Genomic DNA, 15,504 nt, shown 5'->3' with positions numbered 1-15,504 from the left:
TTATTTTAACTCTAATTCTTCAATGTTTGAATAGGCATTACCCCGCTTTGCGTTGAAATGCTCAACCATCAGTTTTAATTGCTCTGGATTATATACTGCAAGGTTTTTTTGCTGACCAGGATCTGTTTTCAGATGATACAATTGATACTCTGGAGCTATCCCGATTTCAATTTGAACATCTTCATAATAACTTTTGCCTTCGTATGGTGGAATCATAATCCAATCGCCTTCACGATACGCAGTTCTAGTATTGGCCTCTAAAATTAAAGACTCACGTCCCTTTTTACTTTCACCTAAGAAAGCTTTTAAAATATCTTCGCTATCTGAAGGTTTTATATCGCCATCAATAAGTGTTGTAAAAGAGGCCATTAAATCCACCTGACATACTAAAGCATCAGACACTAGTGGTTTTATTTTTCCTTCCCAATAGGTAATGAATGGCACATGCGTACCCGCTTCAAACAAACTGTATTTTCCACCTCGAAGACCACCTTTTGGATCGTGATCTCCTAGTTTTTCAACCGCATCATCTTCATAGCCATCATTTAAAACAGGGCCATTATCACTTGAAAAAACGATTAAAGTGTTCTCTAAAAGTCCTTCAGATTTAAGGGTATTTATAAATTCACCAATTACCCAATCGGCTTCTAAAATCACATCGCCACGAGGTCCTAAACCAGATTTTCCTTCAAAACGCGGATGAGGCGTTCTAGGTACATGCGGTTGCTGTAGTGCGTAATATAAGAAAAATGGAAAATCTTTATGGTTTTTCACGTAAGTCTGTGCCTTCTCTAAAAAGTGATCGGCCATATCGATATCTTTCCACTTGGCTGCTTCACCTCCTTTCATATAACCAATTCTAGGAATACCGTTTACTATGCTATTGTTATGCCCATGGTGCCATTTCATTTTAAGCATTTCAGGGTTTGAAATTGCAGTAGGCTCCCCTTCAAAGTTTTTATTATAATTCACTTCTATAGGATCGTTTGGATCTAATCCAACCACATCGCCATTTTCGATGTAAACGGTTGGCACGCGGTCTTGAGTAGCTGCCATGATGTATGAATAATCAAATCCTACTTCGTTAGGACTCGGTGAAATGTGTTTATTCCAATCGACATGACCAGAACCTAAACCTAAATGCCATTTGCCTACAACGGCCGTTTCATAACCTTTAGATTTAAATAATTTGGGTAGTGTTTCCTGAGTTGTAGAAATTAATAAAGGAGCCGTTCCTGGAAGGATTTTAGCATCCTTATTACGCCAAGGATACACCCCTGTTAATATGCCATAACGGCTTGGTGTACACGTTGCAGAGGTTGCATAACCATTAGTAAAGCGTACACCACCGTTAGCCAATTTATCAATATTTGGTGTTTGTAAAGCCGTTGCACCATAGCAACTTAAATCGCCAAACCCTAAATCGTCTAAATAAATAACCACCACATTAGGTTGTGTTATGGTTTTTTCTGCATTTATTTCAGCTTGTTTTTTATCGCTTTTACAATGCATAAAAGTAATGCTTAACACCGCTAAAAGGAGGTATTTGAATTTATTCGGATTAGGGAAAATCATAATATTGACGTTTTAATTAAGCTTTATGTTTAATATAGAATGTTTTCTTTTCTAAATATTGTTCGAAACCGTATTTACCATCTTCACCACCAGAACCTGATAATTTATAGCCGTTATGGAAGCCTTGGTGTTGTTCACCATGTCCTCTATTTACATAGATTTCACCGTATTCTAACTCATCATTACACTTCATAATGGTATTCATATCGTTAGTAAAAACCATAGCCGCTAAACCGTATTCACAGTCGTTTGCATAACCAATAACTTCTTCAAAAGAAGAGAATTTAAGTACTGGTAAAATAGGTCCGAAAGACTCTTCATGAACAATCGTCATATCCTGTGTAACATTGGTTAAAACCGTTGGTTCGAACCAGAAACCTTTTTCAAATTGAGCACCTTCAGGACGTTTTCCTCCTGTAGCTACTGTAGCACCTTCTTCAATAGAAACGGCCACTAAATGCTCCATGTGCTTTAATTCTGAACCATTTACTTTTGGTCCCATATCGGTTTCTTCTAGCATCGGATCACCCACTTTTAAAGTTTTCACTTTAGCAATGAATTTTTCCATAAACACATCGTAAATACCTTCATGCACATACATACGTTCGTTACAGGTACATACTTGTCCGCAGTTATCAAAACGAGAATGTAAAGCCGCTTCAACTGCTGCATCGATATCGGCATCTTCAAACACGATAAATGGTGCTTTTCCACCCAATTCTAATTGTACATGTGTTAAGTTATTCGCTGCTAATCTTGCGATTTGCTGTCCTACAGGCGTAGACCCTGTCATGGTTACCATTTTAGTAATTGGGTTTTCCACTAAAGCATTCCCCATAACACGACCTGGGCCGGTTAAGATATTGATAACACCAGCTGGAATCCCTACTTTATTAGCTAAAGTTCCTAACTCTAAAGTAGCTAAAGGCGTTTCGGAAGTTGGTTTAATAACAATAGTATTTCCTGCTACTAAAGCAGGACCTAATTTACGACCAGCTAAAGCTAAAGGGAAATTCCAAGCGGTAATGGCAACAACCACACCACGAGGTACTTTTTGAATCCAAATTTGCTCGTTAGGGTTGTCTGAAGGAATAATATCCCCTTCAATACGACGTGCACCTTCACAAGCATATCTAATAAATGAAGCCGTAACAGACACCTCAAAACGGGCTACCTTTAGAAGTTTGCCTTGCTCTTTAGTTAATAAAGTGGCTAAATATTCGTTATTAGCGTCTATTTCATCCGCCAATTTATATAATAATTCAGCACGTTTACGCGCTGGTAATTTTTTCCACTCTTTTTGAGCTTTATCGGCAGCTTCTAAAGCTTCATTAGCTTCTTCGGCTGTTCCGTTTTGTATGCGCGCCACAACTTCTTCAGTTGATGGGCTTACAATATCAATCGTTTCTCCTGATGTTGATGTTCTCCATGCTCCGTTAATGAATAACTGATAGTCTTTTATTTTTGTCATAATTAACCGTTTTAATTATTAGTTTCTGTATTTATCTAGGCGCTCTATGGCGTCTTTTTCATATTGATGTTTTAGCATCCAACGTGGGCGTTCCAAAGACACTTCCCATTCAAAAAATTGTTTATATAGGTCGTTTACAATGTCTGGATGCGTTGTCGCTAAATTGTTAACTTCCGATTCATCTTCAGCTAAATTGTACAATTCTGCTGGACGATCCGGATAGCGAATTAATTTCCAATCTTGATGTCTAATGGCACCTCTAACCTCTTTCTTCCAATACAATGTTTCGTGTGGTCTCGATTTGTTTTCCCCTGTTACGAATGGCAACAGGTTAACACCATCTAAATCTAAAATTTGCTTTTCATTTCCTCCTGCTAGATTGTAAAACGTAGGAAATAAATCTAAGGTGCTTATTGGGTATTTGTAAGTTGTATGCTTCTGTTGCTGATTTGGTAAGGCCATTAAAAATGGTACGCGAATACCGCCTTCCAAATGATTGGCTTTTGTACCGCCTAAAGGTTTATTTAAAGACGCATTGGTATCTGAAGGGCCGCCATTATCATTAGTAAAAACAATAATAGTGTTATCTCGTAAACCTAGCTCGTCTAATTTATCGAATACTTTTCCGCAGGCACGATCTAAAGCCAAGGTCATAGCTGCTAAAGTTTTTCGTTTACCTTTTAACTTTGGAAACTTTTTTAAATCGTCTGGATGCGCTTCGATAGGTGTATGCACCGCATTAAATGACAAATACACAAAAAATGGTTGTGCTTTATGTGCTTCTATAAATTGAACCGTTTCATGAGCCAAGGCATCGGTTAGATACTGTTTAGACTCTTCAAAACCACCAAAACCACGTTCCATCCGGTCTTCTTTTCTAGAGCTTTTATTATTCTCGTTAAACTCGTAATAACTTCTAGCGCCGCCTCTGAATCCGTAAAAGGTATCGAAACCGCGTTTTGTTGGATGAAAACGGTCGGCGTTGCCCATGTGCCATTTTCCGAATAAAGCCGTTTTATAACCCTGTTCTTTTAAGTATTCTGAAATTAATTTTTGATCAAGCGGTAAACCCATCTCATCGCCTGTAGTTCCTGAAGCACTCATATAACCAGGCACATTGTTTTCTTCGTAACCAAAACGTTGTTGGTATTTCCCGGTTAAAATCCCGGCTCTTGAAGGACCGCAAACCGCCGCAGATACGTAAGCTTGAGTAAAGCGAATACTTTGTGAAGCTAGCTTGTCTAAGTTGGGGGTTTTGAATTCCCTACTGCCTTGAAAACCAAAATCGGCATAACCCGCATCATCCGATAAGATGAATATGATGTTAGGCTGATTTTGACCATATACAAATGAAAACACTCCAAAAATAAACGCTGTTAAAATTGGAAATTTATAAGGTATTATGTTTAGAGTGTTTTTCATATTTATTTAATTGTGGGAACAGATTAACGTCCCATCCAACCACCGTCTACCAATACGATAGAACCGTTCATGTAGCTAGCCGCTTCTGAAGCTAGGAATACGGTTGGGCCAGCAAAATCTTCTGGTTTCCCCCAACGTCCTGCTGGAATACGTGATAAAATAGATTCTGCTCTAACAGGATCGTTTCTTAAAGCTTCTGTGTTATCTGTAGCGATGTATCCTGGAGCAATGGCGTTTACATTCACACCTTTTCCTGCCCATTCGTTAGCAAAAGCCATGGTTAACTGACCAATGGCACCTTTACTAGCCGCATAACCTGGCACCGTAATACCACCTTGAAAGGTTAATAATGAAGCTGTGAAAATGATTTTCCCAGCGCCTCTTGCTACCATTTCTTTTCCGATTTCACGAGTTAAAATGAATTGTGCATTTTGATTTACCTCAATCACTTTATCCCACATCTCATCAGGATGTTCTGCAGCAGGCGTTCTTAAAATAGTTCCTGCATTGTTTACTAAAATGTCAATTTGTGGATGGTCGGCCTTAGCAGCTTCAATGAACTTATAAAGCGATTTTCTATCTGAAAAATCACATTGGTATGCCGAGAATTTTTTTCCTCTAGCTTCCACTTCTTTAGCCACATCGCTTCCCGATAATTCTAAAGATGCCGAAACACCAATAATATTTGCACCAGCTTCGGCCAAACCAATAGCCATAGCTTTACCAATTCCTCTTTTACAACCTGTAACTAAAGCTGTTTTTCCTTCTAAACTGAATGTATTTAAAATGCTCATTTTTATTTATTTTTTAGAATTTATAACTGACAATCCATTAATACTTTTAAGCCATCAGGATTGCTGTCTATGTTTTCGAAAACTTGTTGAATATTACTTAAAGGCTGTACATCGGTAATCATCTCTTCAAACGGTAATTCGTTTGCTGTGATAAGTTCGATAGATTTTTCGTAATCTTCCTTCTCATAAACACGAGCCCCAATTAAGCTTAGTTCCTTCCAGAAAAATTTAAATAAATCTACTGGTTTTTTCTCTCCGTGAATAGCTACCATCACGATACGACCGCGAATTCCAGCAACTTCACACATAATATCTAATGCTGGTTGTACGCCAGCTACTTCAAAAACCACATCGGCTCTACGGTTTTCTGTTTTACTTTTTACGTATTCCACTAAATCGACTTCCATCGGACTCACAGCATCAAAACCAAGAGCTTTTGCTTTTTCAATACGCTTCGGATTCACTTCAGAAATAATCACTTGTGCACCAACTTCTTTAGCCACCATAGCCACTAATAAACCTATTGGACCACCGCCTAAAACTACAGCAGTTTCACCTTTTACCAAACCACTTCTACGTACATCGTGTGTAGCAACCGATAAAGGCTCAATTAAAGCAGCCAATTTTAAATTGGTTGTTTCTTTCAATTTATGTAATGTGAATGTAGGTACGTTCCAATATTGTTGCATCGCTCCTTCACTATCGATACCAATAAATTTTAATTCCTCACAAATGTGATTGAAACCTTTATCGGAAGATTTTACCTTTCTATCATCCAACGGACGAACTACAACTTTATCGCCAACGGCATAATCTGAAACACCATCGCCAACGGCATCAATAACCCCAGACATTTCATGTCCGATGGTTACAGGAATGTTTACACGTTTGTCCATCATACCATGGTAAATATGAACATCGGTTCCGCAAACACCAACATAAGCGACTTTAATTCTAACTTCGCCAGCAGCTGGATCTGCCATTTCTTTTTCAATTACTTTGAAGGTTTTATCTCCTTCGTAACGTGTTGCTTTCATATCTTTTTAAATTTTTTATTTACTTTTTATTGAAATCGTTTCCGTTTTTAATCCGCGACCTTTAGCCTTCACATGAATGGTTCCTGGTGTTCCTGTAGCCTGAATAACTACTAAGGTTTTACCATTATGTGTGGTGTTTATGTTAGACTGAAAAGGTTGTACACTCTTTTTCCAACCGTTATCGACACCTAATAATTTGGCAGGTCCAGAAATTTCAAAATGAATTTCACGATCGTCTGTAGCAACAGGGTTTCCGTGTTTATCTTCCAATTGCAACACGATATTTGATACATCGTAATGATCTGCATCAAGTGTTAAGTCATCAGCTATTAACTCGATTTCGGAAGATTTCGTGGCCGTAACAATCTTCGCTTCGGTTACAACACCATCTTTAGATCCTTTAGCCAGTAAAGTTCCTTCCGTAAAAGGCACACCCCACTTATAGATATGATCTTCGAAATCTTTTAAATATTTTTCACCTAGAGATTTACCATTTAAAAACAATTCAATTTCATCGCAATTTGAGTACATTTCAACCGAAATCATTTCTCCTTTAGCATAATTCCAATAGTCATTTACATCTTGCCATTCCCAAAGGGCATTTTTCCATTTATTAGGGTTTTTAGCCACGATGTTACCGTTGTCATCAATTTTGTTTAATGACTTTTCAATGTTTTGCGTCGCAATATGAATCATTGGCTTCTCGGTCCATAAGGATTGCATCATATAGTAAGACCCTTTTGGAAAACCAGCGGTTGTTAACAAGCCTGAAGGTTGTACTCGTATTGGCCAAGGCGATCTAATTTCACCCATATAATCAATACCTGTCCAAAGAAAAGTTCCAGAAATAAACGGACGCTCCATAATGGATTTCCATTCGTGGTACTGCGCTAAATTTTCGGTTCCCATAATTGGTTTATCCGGGTAGTTTTTGTGTCCGTAATCATATAAAATACGTCGGTAACTATACCCAACTACATCTAAGGCATCGGTGTAACCTGATAAATGACTTACCGATGGTAAAATTAAATTTGCTGTAACAGGACGTGTCGTATCTAAAGCTTTTGTCCAGCGTGATAACTTTTGAGCCGTTTCACCAATATCGTATTTACCTCTTGGCAGGGTTTCTAGCTGTTCTTTAATTTTTTCTGGAGAATATGGCGGCTTATCCCAAAAGTAATTCCCGTTCCAGTTCATATTTCCAAAAAACCCGGTTGCATCGGCATTTCTTGGGTAGGTCCACTCGATTTCATTTCCAATACTCCATTGAAAGATTGAAGGGTGATTACGATGACTTAACATGATAGCCGTTAAATCTTTCTTTGCCCATTCTTGAAAATGTTCTTGATAACCACGAGTAATGTAATCGACACTTTTTTCGTTGGTGTTTAAACGTTTATCTTTAGGGTTATCCCATTCATCAAAAAATTCATCTTGCACCAAAAAGCCCATTTCATCACACAAATCTAAAAACTCGTTTGAAGCTGGATTGTGAGAAATTCGAATAGCATTTACCCCACCATCTTTAAGAATTTTAAGACGTCTTTCCCAAACATCTTTTGGCACTGCTGCTCCTACGAGTCCGCCATCATGATGCAAACACACCCCTTTAATCTTCATATTGACACCATTTAAAAAGAAACCTTTATTCGTATCAAACTTAATCGTGCGGATTCCGAATGGGGTTTCAACCACATCAATAACCCTATTGTTTTTACTAATAGTTGTTACAGCTTTGTATAAATATGGTGAGTTAACATCCCAAAGTTGTGGATGGTTTACATTTAAATCCTGAGTGATTTCAGCTTTTGATTGCACTTTAATAGCTAATTCAGAACTTATTTTTGCGATTTCATTTTGGTTAGCATCAAAAATCTTAGTGGTAACAAAGACTTTTTGATCTGAATTGTATTCATTATTAAAACTTACATCTATTTGAACCTTGGCCAAATCTTTAGAAACATTAGGGGTTGTAACAAACGTTCCCCAAATAGGTATATGAAGTTTATTAGTAGTAACTAATTTAACGTTTCTGTAAATTCCTGCTCCAGTGTACCAACGGCTATCGGCAAAGCGGCTATGATCTAACTTTACTATAATAGTATTAGGTTTACCATTTGTATTTAAATGCGGTGTTAAATTGTAATAGAAAGGTGAATACCCATAAGGATGAAATCCTAATTTGTGACCATTTATATATACCTCAGAATTATTATAAACCCCATCAAAAAGAATATAGGTTAATTCATCTGATTCTGTTTTTAAACTAAATTCCTTTTTATAATAGCCATAACCTACACTTGGAATAAAACCGGTAGCTTTAGCATCATCGCCTAAAGTTTCATCAAAACCATTTTCAACAACCCAATCATGAGGCAAATTAACTTTTTTGAATTTAGATTTGTTTATAGTCTTATAATCTTCATCGGATTCACTTAAATAAAAGTCCCAATTTAAATTAAAGTCCAATTCCCTATCAAATTCACTAGTATTTTGAGAATGAGATAAAAATTGAATACAAATAATAAAAACAACACAAAATAGATTCTTCATTTTTAATAAATTATTAGAATACAAAAATGGTTTATAATATTAGATCAACAGGGAATTAGCACTAGACTAGAACTGTACAATAGTTACCATACCTCGATTTTCAACTACAAAAACACTCAACAAGCTATTAATAATGCCTGATTTTACTACATAATAAGCTTAGTTCAAACTTAATCAACAAACATTTATGCTCTTCCCAAATTTTGGTTTTACATTTAATAGAGACTCCCCAGCTCTTTTCAAAATAAGTTAATTACTCCTTCTATAGTTACCCTAGAAACAACTTGGGCTTTCTAATAAAACAGGCTCCTTTTGCTGTATGTACAACCAAAATAGATAACTTTTAATATATGCCGATTTACCATCTTGGTATAACTAATGAAACGATATAACATAAAAACTTCTCCTGATTCAAGAAAACACAAACCACATCAGTTAATAATTTAGAACCCTATAATATAGGATGTACATTTTAGAAACACCTGTTTAAAATGTTTCAAGTCACTAGACAAGGCTTTTATGAACCTTAAATCAAAACAAAAAGACACTATTCATAGAATATAAAAAACCAATTAACACCAATTGAAAGTACACACAACAATTCTTTTGTTAAGAAATAGAAGAAGAAAAAATAAGAAACATTATACGCTTGTGTTGATAGCTTCCGAAAAAACATAAAGTTAATAGTGAGCAATAAACTTTAACAAATTTTAAAAATCGCACTGAACATATTAGAAAAAACACTTCTAAAAGCATCAAAACCAAACCAATTTTATTGCTATTTAACAACCAAATCAAATATGAATTTAATCACTAATACAAGATATAATTATTAATATCTTATTTTATCCAGGATATTTAAAGAATTTAACACTAGACAACAACTGAACATAACACTATTATACAACTGATTTATACACGACAAATACAAAACACACATCATACACAATTAATTAATTTACAGGATTTTAAACTCGCACATAGCACATTTTTTTACAATAAATCTAAAAACATACTAGACAAAAACATCTTAAACACAGATTTAAAACCTAAAAAACCACTGATTTTTTTATTTACATTTGAAAAAACAGATTGACCAACTGATAACAAACTAAACGACTAAAAAAAAATAACAACCAAACATTATGAAGCCCTTAAAATTTTTCCTACTATCTATTTTAACGCTTTTACAAGTTCAGAATTTGTTCAGTCAAACCCCAGCTGAACGCGATTCGTTTTACCAAAAAGCAGACAGGTTAAAATACGAGAAACCAGATAGCGCTGCTGTTTATTTTCAAAAAAGTATAGATTTTCAACTGAAGGAGAAAGACACCTTAGCAGCCATAAACAGTTTAAAAGATTTATCCTTTTTATATGCCCACAACGTTAACTACGGAAAATCTTATGATGGGTACTGGAATGCCCTTCTTTTGGCCGACAAATCTAAAGATTCCGTATCTATAGCAAGTATCTACAACCAACTAGGCTGGCTTTATAGCTATTATAAAAGAGATGACGAGGCTTTAAAGTACTTCAACAAATCTATTGCTATTGATAAAACATTACGACTCGATCCGGTAGATTACAATACAAATTTAAGAAGCGATTATTTTTCTATTGCTGTTTTCTACAGAAATAATGAGGAATTTGATCTGGCAAGAAAATATCTAGATAGTAGTAACGTATACCATAGCAAATTAACCGATAACCCGCCATATTTTGCTACTTCCGAGCTTGGATACATTATGTGTAAAGAAGGTAGCTGTAAGGAAGGTATTGATATGTTGAAAGAATCTGAGGCCTATTTCAAAAGAGTTGACCCCTCCTACCTTACCATAATTTACTATTTATTTGGTGAAGTGTATCGCGATTTAAATGATTTTGAATTGAGCGAAAGTTATTTTAAAAAATCACTAAAGCTCGGTGAAAAATATCATACTCATAGTAATTATGCCCCAAGAAACTACCAATCTTTATCGGAATTATATCAAGCAAATCATAAATACAAAGAAGCCTACCAAGCGCTTCTACATGCCAATGAGTTAAACAACAATATTTTTGGTGGTCGTAGTAAAAACAACCAGCACTTATTAGAGATTAAAGATGATTTTAGGGTTGAAAAACAAAAACAAGACGTCTTATTAAAAGAAAAACGCCTAGCTGAATTAGAGCATGAAGACAAAATCTGGTTACTAAAAACAATTCTTTTAGTAGTTGTTGTATTATTCATTTCGATGTTTGCCGTACTTTTCGTAAGAAACTTAAGAATAAAGCATCAATCGGAAAAACAATACATCAAAAAGCAACAAGAAATCGAGCGTAAAAGACAAAATGATATTCTAGAGTTAAAAAACAAGCAATTGGCGTCTTCAGCTTTACAACTTATTGAAAAGGATGAGTTTTTAGAGTCCATAAACTCTAAATTATCCAAACAGAATAACCAAATTGATACCACGGTTATAAAACGTATGGTAAAAAGCATTCAAGGTAATACGGCTAGTAACTGGAAGGAATTTGAAGCTAGGTTTACAAATATAAACCAAAGCTTTTATGCCAACATCATTGAAAAATTCCCTAAACTAAGTCAGACCGATCAAAAGTTATGCGCTTTAATTAAGCTGAATTTCTCAAGTAAAGAAATGGCATCCATTTTAGGAATAAGTGTAGAAAGCGTCCACACATCACGTTACAGACTAAGAAAAAAATTAGGCTTAGAACGCAATGATAATTTATCCGATTTTATTAATGAATTTTAAATCTGCATTAACAAAGTTTATTGGATTCACCTAGAATTTACGACTAGTGCCTAGCTTTTAATATTGATCCTTGAAACTTCACAAACTGAAAATTCCAGAATAAAACCTTTCGAAACAAAAAAAACCTTGTAAATCATATGATTTACAAGGTTTTGATTCAATTTAGAATTGATTTTTGTCGGGGTGGCAGGATTCGAACCTGCGACCTCCGCGTCCCAAACGCGGCGCGATAACCGGGCTACGCTACACCCCGAATAATGGTTATCATAAAAAATTTGCGGAGAGACCGGGACTCGAACCCGGGCAACACTTACGCGTTGACAGATTAGCAATCTGCTCCATTACCACTCTGGCACCTCTCCTAAATTTTAATAAGAACTTGCAATAAATTTGCGGTTGCAAAAATATACTAAAGAAGCGTATAACACAACTTTTTTTAAGCTTTTTTTCTTTTTTTATTCTGGGTATTCTATTCGCAAATGGTAAATGTTTGCAAGCTTGTGTTTTAGCACTTTTTTAATCGATTCTATTTCTTTAAAAGTAATGTTCGCATTTAAAAATTGCCCCTCCTCGATTTGCTTATTTATGATATTTTCAACGAATGCTTCAATTTTAGTAGAAGTAGGCTCTTTTAAACTTTTAGAAGCGGCCTCAATACTATCGCACATCATTAAAATAGCGGTTTCCTTGCTAAAGGGTTTGGGGCCAGGGTAACTAAATTCTGCTTTATCAATCTCTATATCTGGATAAGCTTTTTTCTCCTGCATATAAAAATAATACACCACACTGGTACCGTGGTGCGTTCGAATGAAGTCGATAACACGATCGGGCAGGTTATGTTTTTTTGCTATTTCTATGCCGTTTATAACATGATTGATAATAATCCTTGCACTTTCTTTAGAAGATAATTCGTCATGAGGATTTATACCTGTAGCCTGATTTTCGGTGTAATACGTAGGATGTTTCATTTTACCAATATCATGATAAAGTGCTCCCACCCTTACCAACATCGCATTGGCACCAATTTCGTTGGCTGATGATTCTGCCAGATTAGCCACATTTAACGAATGATGAAAAGTACCTGGTGCTTGATTGGCTAATTCTTTAAGAAGTTTTGAATTGGTATCCGACAATTCCAAAAGTGACACATCCGATACCAAACCAAATAACTTTTCGTAGGCATAAATTAGGGGTTGAACAAACAAGGTTGCTAATCCGCATAAAATAAACCAAATGAAGGTTTCCCATTTCAAATCCTCTACACTGCCTTCATGAATCACGAAAAATGCAAAATAGGCTATGATATAAATCAATGTGATCTGTCCTACCGATATAAATAAATTTGCTCTCTTATAAAGCTCAGAAACCGTTAAAATCGTAACAATACCTGCTATAATTTGAAGAAACATATATTCGTAGCTATTCGGAACAATAAAACCAATAAGAAGCACTGTGAGTACATGGGAAAACAAACCTAATCGGGCATCAAAAAAAGCTTTAAATATTAATGGTAAAATACAAATGGGAACAATATAAATGTATTTTGAATTATAATTAACCACTAAAGTGGTGATGAATATAATTAAAGAAATATTAAAAAATATAAAAGTGACTTTGGTGTTGTTTTCAAAAACTTCATAACGGTATTTCATTAAAAACAAGAGCAACATAAGTAATGCCAAAGCCACTAATAAGGTATAGGCAAACAATACCCAATTATAATCGGCCTCATTCCAAACTTGAGATTCATATTCTAATTGTAAGGATTTTAAAATTTGATACTTTTCAACATCAATAACCTCACCTTTCGAAATTATTAGCGTCCCTTTAACCACACTCCCCCTAATGTAAACGATGCCATCCAAATCGTCTTGAAGCACTTTTTGTGTAAATCCTTTATTAAAGGTTAAATTAGGTTGAATTAAATCAAAAAATAAAGAAACGAACGCCGTTTTATGTTCCAATAAATCGTTTTGATTAAGTACTTTATTAATAATGGGAGTCACTTCATTATGACTAATTAAATTAGAATAAAAACCATCTTGTATTTTTTCTCTTCCATTTAAAATGGCTATACTTTGATCATAGGCAAAATCATAATTTTCATCTAAAACACCATATTCATAGAGTTCAGAAATAATATCCTCTCCTACTTTTTTTAGTTTTTGAGCCTGAAAATGATTTAAAGAATCGGACAAATGTGTTTGAAAAGCCTGTGAATATGAATCCATGACGCTTTTCTCAATGGAGTCGTTTAAATCAAAATATAGAATAGAATTTTCCTTAATAATTCTTTTTTCTTCCGAGATTTCTGCTTCAGTTTTTCGAATAGCAAAATCAAATGGCGCATACAAATTCTCTGACTGCCAAGGCTTTCCTTTTTCAAAATTGTATTTAAACTTTCCGCTTTTTGGAAATAAATGCACAATTAAAAATGTCGTAAAAATAAATAATAACCCTTTGTAAATTAAAGAATGATTTCGATATAATCTATTAATGAAGTCTTTCATATGGCCGTATGGAATCCACTTTTATATGTAGGCTGTAGCATCCATATATTCATGGTGTTAAACATTACGTTTAACTTTTTAATGTCCTTTCTATTTTTCAAATGTAACAAAATTATGAACTTCAACCATTTTTTATAATAATTGAATCACTCCAAATTCTACCAAAAATTCGTTATTTTCGCAAGTACTAAATTAAAACTTCCACTCATGATTCACGAAGTCGTTATAGTCTCTGCTGCCAGAACCCCTATTGGGAGTTTTATGGGGGCTTTGTCCTGTGTTCCGGCTCCTAAACTAGGGGCTGTTGCTATTTCTGGAGCTTTAAAGAAAATTAATTTAAAACCCGAATTGATTGATGAAGTTTTCATGGGCCATGTCATTCAAGCAGGTGCTGGTCAAGCTCCAGCACGACAAGCCGCCATATATGCAGGTATTCCTAACACAGTTCCTTGTACAACCGTAAATAAGGTTTGTGCTTCTGGAATGAAAGCAGTGATGCAAGGCGCACAATCCATCGCCCTTGGTGATGCTAAAATTGTTGTCGCTGGTGGTATGGAAAATATGAGTTTAATACCTCATTATTTATATTCAAGAACAGGGACAAAATTTGGCCCTACCACACTTGTAGATGGTATGCAAAAAGATGGTTTAGTGGATGCTTACGATCAAAATGCTATGGGTGTTTGCGCTGATGCTTGTGCTATTACACATAAATTTAGTCGTGCCGATCAAGATGCTTATGCGCTACAATCTTATAAGCGATCAACTGAGGCTTGGGAAACAGGGAAATTTGATAATGAAGTCGTACCTGTTGAAGTCCCTCAACGACGAGGAGAACCGATTATTGTTTCTAAAGACGAGGAATTTTCTAATGTGAATTTTGAAAAAATACCTCAACTCCGCCCGGCTTTTACAAAAGACGGAACGGTTACCGCTGCTAATGCCTCCACCATTAATGATGGCGCCGGCGCAGTCATTTTAATGAGTAAAACTAAGGCAGATGCCTTAGGCTTAAAACCATTAGCAACTATAAAAGGGTATGCCGATGCTGCACAAGAGCCAGAAAGGTTTACTACAGCTCCAGCAAAGGCCCTTCCTAAAGCTTTAGATAAAGCAGGCATTTCGCTTGAAGACGTCGATTTCTTCGAATTTAACGAAGCTTTTTCGGTTGTTGGATTAGCCAACATAAAATTGCTAGGTCTTTCAGATAAAAATGTAAATGTAAACGGTGGTGCCGTATCGTTAGGACATCCACTAGGGTGTTCTGGGGTTAGAATCATCATTACACTACTTAACATATTAGAACAGAATAATGCAAAAATTGGTGCAGCAGCTATTTGTAATGGTGGTGGTGGTGCATCGGCAATTGTTATAGAACGAAATTAA

The 15,504-nt window shown here is 35.5% G+C and carries 9 protein-coding genes and 2 tRNA genes; 2 read left to right on the top strand and 9 right to left on the bottom strand.

Going from position 1 to position 15,504, the window contains the following annotated elements; genetic code table 11:
* From C1A40_RS12440 to C1A40_RS12415, 6 genes are read right to left on the bottom strand one after another with little or no spacing between them, the layout of a single operon-like run.
* Positions 1-1,575, bottom strand: coding sequence for a sulfatase family protein (locus C1A40_RS12440; protein ID WP_102996169.1), 1,575 nt, complete (start codon positions 1,573-1,575; stop codon positions 1-3).
* A gap of 16 nt (positions 1,576-1,591) precedes the next feature.
* Positions 1,592-3,046 (bottom strand): aldehyde dehydrogenase, encoded by a 1,455-nt coding sequence (gene aldA, locus C1A40_RS12435; protein WP_102996168.1) that lies wholly within the window; start codon positions 3,044-3,046, stop codon positions 1,592-1,594.
* Positions 3,047-3,064: 18 nt separating this feature from the next.
* Positions 3,065-4,468, bottom strand: coding sequence for a sulfatase (locus C1A40_RS12430; RefSeq protein WP_102996167.1), 1,404 nt, complete (start codon positions 4,466-4,468; stop codon positions 3,065-3,067).
* Between the two features lie 23 nt (positions 4,469-4,491).
* Entirely contained in the window at positions 4,492-5,256 is a 765-nt protein-coding gene (locus C1A40_RS12425; protein ID WP_199287779.1) for an SDR family NAD(P)-dependent oxidoreductase, read from the bottom strand.
* 26 nt (positions 5,257-5,282) lie between these two features.
* Positions 5,283-6,299, bottom strand: coding sequence for a zinc-dependent alcohol dehydrogenase (locus C1A40_RS12420; protein ID WP_102996165.1), 1,017 nt, complete (start codon positions 6,297-6,299; stop codon positions 5,283-5,285).
* 15 nt (positions 6,300-6,314) lie between these two features.
* Positions 6,315-8,852, bottom strand: a complete 2,538-nt coding sequence (locus tag C1A40_RS12415) for a glycoside hydrolase family 2 TIM barrel-domain containing protein (protein ID WP_102996164.1) — start codon at positions 8,850-8,852, stop codon at positions 6,315-6,317.
* Between the two features lie 1,145 nt (positions 8,853-9,997).
* Between C1A40_RS12415 and C1A40_RS12410 the strand changes: the two genes are divergently transcribed.
* Positions 9,998-11,608: a tetratricopeptide repeat protein gene (locus tag C1A40_RS12410; protein WP_102996163.1), complete on the top strand. Its 1,611-nt coding sequence runs from the start codon at positions 9,998-10,000 to the stop codon at positions 11,606-11,608.
* Between the two features lie 178 nt (positions 11,609-11,786).
* On the opposite strand, the gene C1A40_RS12405 is transcribed toward C1A40_RS12410, so the two are convergent.
* From C1A40_RS12405 to C1A40_RS12395, 3 genes are all read right to left on the bottom strand, one after another.
* A tRNA-Pro gene (locus tag C1A40_RS12405) sits at positions 11,787-11,861 on the bottom strand.
* Positions 11,862-11,886: 25 nt separating this feature from the next.
* Positions 11,887-11,970: transfer RNA gene (locus C1A40_RS12400), tRNA-Ser, on the bottom strand.
* A 93-nt stretch (positions 11,971-12,063) separates the two neighbouring features.
* Positions 12,064-14,118, bottom strand: a complete 2,055-nt coding sequence (locus tag C1A40_RS12395) for an HD family phosphohydrolase (protein ID WP_102996162.1) — start codon at positions 14,116-14,118, stop codon at positions 12,064-12,066.
* Positions 14,119-14,325: 207 nt separating this feature from the next.
* On the opposite strand from C1A40_RS12395, the gene C1A40_RS12390 reads away from it, so the two are divergent.
* On the top strand, positions 14,326-15,504 hold the full coding sequence (locus C1A40_RS12390; protein ID WP_102996161.1) for an acetyl-CoA C-acyltransferase: 1,179 nt from the start codon (positions 14,326-14,328) through the stop codon (positions 15,502-15,504).

It is taken from the genome of Tamlana carrageenivorans (assembly GCF_002893765.1).
Taxonomy (GTDB): Bacteria; Bacteroidota; Bacteroidia; order Flavobacteriales; family Flavobacteriaceae; genus Pseudotamlana; species Pseudotamlana carrageenivorans.
Note: the sequence above shows the minus strand (reverse complement) of the source record. Positions and strands in the feature narration are given on the sequence as shown.

What these genes read in the sequence shown, in the direction of transcription:
- C1A40_RS12395 (WP_102996162.1), bottom strand. Translation starts at nt 14,118, where the DNA reads ATGAAAGACTTCATTAATAGATTATATCGAAATCATTCTTTAATTTAC.
- C1A40_RS12415 (WP_102996164.1), bottom strand. Translation starts at nt 8,852, where the DNA reads ATGAAGAATCTATTTTGTGTTGTTTTTATTATTTGTATTCAATTTTTA.
- C1A40_RS12440 (WP_102996169.1), bottom strand. Translation starts at nt 1,575, where the DNA reads ATGATTTTCCCTAATCCGAATAAATTCAAATACCTCCTTTTAGCGGTG.
- C1A40_RS12430 (WP_102996167.1), bottom strand. Translation starts at nt 4,468, where the DNA reads ATGAAAAACACTCTAAACATAATACCTTATAAATTTCCAATTTTAACA.
- C1A40_RS12420 (WP_102996165.1), bottom strand. Translation starts at nt 6,299, where the DNA reads ATGAAAGCAACACGTTACGAAGGAGATAAAACCTTCAAAGTAATTGAA.
- aldA (WP_102996168.1), bottom strand. Translation starts at nt 3,046, where the DNA reads ATGACAAAAATAAAAGACTATCAGTTATTCATTAACGGAGCATGGAGA.
- C1A40_RS12410 (WP_102996163.1), top strand. Translation starts at nt 9,998, where the DNA reads ATGAAGCCCTTAAAATTTTTCCTACTATCTATTTTAACGCTTTTACAA.
- C1A40_RS12390 (WP_102996161.1), top strand. Translation starts at nt 14,326, where the DNA reads ATGATTCACGAAGTCGTTATAGTCTCTGCTGCCAGAACCCCTATTGGG.